Below are 3,186 nucleotides of genomic sequence, written 5' to 3'. Positions count from 1 at the left end.
TAAAATAGGCCGAGTATTGAACGTCGCCGCCTCAATGCCGTCAGGGACAAAACAGAATTTTGGATCAATGACAAAGCCGCTCCATGCAGGTCTCTGCTCACGCTCGGGCGTAACCGCTGCCACGTTAGTTTCCGACGGGTTGACGGCAGGTAGAGCGGCAATTAGCGGAGAACAGGGATTTTATGATCTATACGACTCATCAGGCAGGTTGTTCGATAGGATCGAACACACTGGATTCAATATTGGTAACGAGTGGGCTCTCCAGACAGAGGGAATCCACATGAAAGCATACCCGTGTTGTTATTTCACACACACTGCTATCGCGGCGACACAGGGTCTGCTCAATTCAGATATCGATCCAGATGCAATCAAGCGAATCAAGGTCCAGGCAGCTGGCGGCGCCGGTGATGCCCTCACTAATCCCGAGCCTGAGACTGGGTTAGAGGCGAAGTTCTCGATGGAGCATGCAGTCGCCTGCGCAGTGGCGCGGGACCGAATTGGTCTCGCCGAGTTCGAGAATAATGCAATTGACGACTCAAGGCTAGAGGCGCTTCGCGAATTGGTTGAGTTTGAAGTGGACACGTCATTATCATATGATTCTCATGCCGCAACAGTACAGATAACTACTGATACCGAGACATTCGAGCACCGTCAGAAGAACCCACCGGGGATTCACGAGGATCCGCTCTCAGAAGACATGTTCCGGGCAAAGTTTGAGGCCTGCGCGAGCCGAGCAATATCGTCAGATGACGCTTCGAGAATTTATAAGACCCTATCATCACTATCTGAGATTGAGGACGTGGCTGCTACACTCCGGGCAATGTGACCGACGGAGTACTCATACCCGCGCCCGTTTAGTGGTCGATGGAATTGAGCTATAGAAACATGACACAACACGGTGATACTCGACAGACTGGCGATCCGGACAGCGCGTCGGCTATACCGCTGAATCCGAGGTATTAGCCAGGTTGACCGTGGTGTATGTCATAATGTTGAGTTACTTTACTACGGGGGTAACAGTTGACGCCGCTGTCCAGACGTACAGTTAAATTAGGATTCGAGGCGTGTAATCTTGAATGCCACTTACAAAATATATATGAGTTATAATTTTTGTGTCAAACATATAGAAATTTCCTCTTAGCTACGGTGGTCATCCTTACTCTTCTGCAGCCGTGATGACTACGATAAATAATATTTCTAATATTGCCACTGAATGTCGGTACATATCCTGTTAAACAATATATTTAAGTAATCAGTTACATTATCTGCGATCATGTTTAGCTCCGGTAGTGGAGACATAGGACTTTCCGAGCGGCAGGAACGGGTTCGGCGCGAGATACGCACAATTTGTAATAAATTCGACGATGAATACTGGCGGGAGCGAGACGCTGAAGGCGAGTACCCATATGAGTTTGTTGAAACGCTAGCTGATGACGGCTGGCTTGGTGTCCTGCTGCCTGAGGAGCACGGTGGCAAAGGGTACGATACAGAAGAAGCTATTGCGATGATGTACGAAATCGCGGTCTCCGGTGCTGGATTCAGTGGCGCACAGACGGTTCATGCGGCAATTTACAATTCCGCACCACTGGTGAGTCATGGGAGCGAAGCGATGAAACGGGACTTGTTACCGCGTGTTGCTTCGGGTGACGCATGGATTCAGTGTTTCAGCCTCACCGAGCCGAAGGCTGGGTCGGAATCAACAGCAATGACAACACAGGCCGTTCGAGAGGGTGATGAGTATGTTATTAATGGCGAAAAACTCTGGACCTCACGAATCGACGTGAGCGACTATCTGATCCTAGCTGCCCGAACAACACCCCGCAATGAGGTTGAGAAACACACCAATGGTGTCTCGTTATTTCTTGTTGACGTCCCACAGGGGATTGATAATGGGAGTATCAAACTTGACGAGATTGATAAGACCGTCAGCGGTGTTGTCAGCTCTTTTAACGTAGAGTACGACAATCTCCGGATTCCCGCCGGTCAACTCATCGGCGAGGAAGACAACGGATTTTATCAGGTGCTCGACGGACTCAACGAAGAACGATTAGTTATTGCCGCCGAGGCAATCGGACTTGGTGAACTTGCCGTTGAGAAGGGTGTTGCATACGCGAACGATCGTGAAGTGTTCGGTCGTGCGGTGGGTCAAAACCAGGCAATCCAACACCCACTAGCGGCGGCATACGCCCGCCTCCAGTCTGCCCGACAGTACACGTTCGAGGCGGCGACACAGACCGACGACGATGATCAGAAGGCAATCGGTGCGCGAGCAAACACAGCGAAATATCTCGCTGCTGAAGCTGCCTTCGAGGCAGCCGACGCCGCTGTCCAGACTCACGGCGGCCGTGGCGTTGCTAGGGAGTATGATGTCGAACGGTATCTTCGGGAAGCCCGGCTGACAAAACTAGTTCCAATTGCACAGGAGATGGCGCTGAACTATCTCGGTGAAAATGTGCTCGAACTCCCACGGTCGTACTAACAAGCAACAACGAACGCGGAAGACACAGTAAATGACAGACGACAATACCATAGATGACGTGCAGGACAAGCAACTCGTCGCCGGCTGGCAGGGTCGATACTACGAGGACTTCACTGTTGGAGATATCTACAAACATCCATATGGTCGCACGGTGACAGAAACGGACAACGTGTGGTTTACCAATATCACGATGAACCTCAATCCGATGCATTTTAATGAGGCATACGCAGCTGAAACCGAGTTCAACGAGCGCCTCGTTGACGGGACATTCGTTATTGCATTGGCGGTCGGAATGAGCGTTATTGATGTCTCCGCGAACGCAACAGCAAATCTTGGTTATGATAAGATCCGCCATCACGCGCCGGTATTTCACGGTGACACGCTTTTTGCCGAGAGTGAAGTGATTGAAGCGCGAGAGAGCGACTCTCGAGATCATGTCGGTATCGTCACTACAAAGCTCCGGACATACAATCAGAATGATGAACTTGTTCTTTCACTGGAACGGACACCAATGGTACTGAAGCGCGAGTATGCCAAGCCCTCCGCGGCTGCTCCGACCGGTTGGCCCGAGGAAATTGGTACACAACCGGAGGATCTAGAATAGTGGCTACACAGACGCCGGATCGGATCGACGATGATCTGCCGGTCATAGACGCTAAAGTGCCGCTGAACGTATCCCTGACGATGCGGCGTTGTTGGTCAGCGGA

3 protein-coding genes are annotated in these 3,186 nt (G+C 51.1%); all 3 read left to right on the top strand.

Features of this window, described 5'->3' with window-relative positions; all coding sequences use genetic code 11:
- Nucleotides 1-826: MmgE/PrpD family protein (locus J07HQW2_RS04620; protein WP_303703964.1), on the top strand; the 826-nt coding region annotated here is incomplete at its 5' end.
- 447 nt (nucleotides 827-1,273) lie between these two features.
- Nucleotides 1,274-2,479: an acyl-CoA dehydrogenase family protein gene (locus J07HQW2_RS04615; protein ID WP_021054214.1), complete on the top strand. Its 1,206-nt coding sequence runs from the start codon at nucleotides 1,274-1,276 to the stop codon at nucleotides 2,477-2,479.
- A gap of 31 nt (nucleotides 2,480-2,510) precedes the next feature.
- On the top strand, nucleotides 2,511-3,083 hold the full coding sequence (locus tag J07HQW2_RS04610; RefSeq protein ID WP_021054213.1) for a MaoC family dehydratase: 573 nt from the start codon (nucleotides 2,511-2,513) through the stop codon (nucleotides 3,081-3,083).
- Nucleotides 3,084-3,186 lie beyond the last annotated feature (103 nt).

Source organism: Haloquadratum walsbyi J07HQW2 (assembly GCF_000415985.1).
GTDB lineage: Archaea > Halobacteriota > Halobacteria > Halobacteriales > Haloferacaceae > Haloquadratum > Haloquadratum walsbyi_B.
Note: the sequence above shows the minus strand (reverse complement) of the source record. Positions and strands in the feature narration are given on the sequence as shown.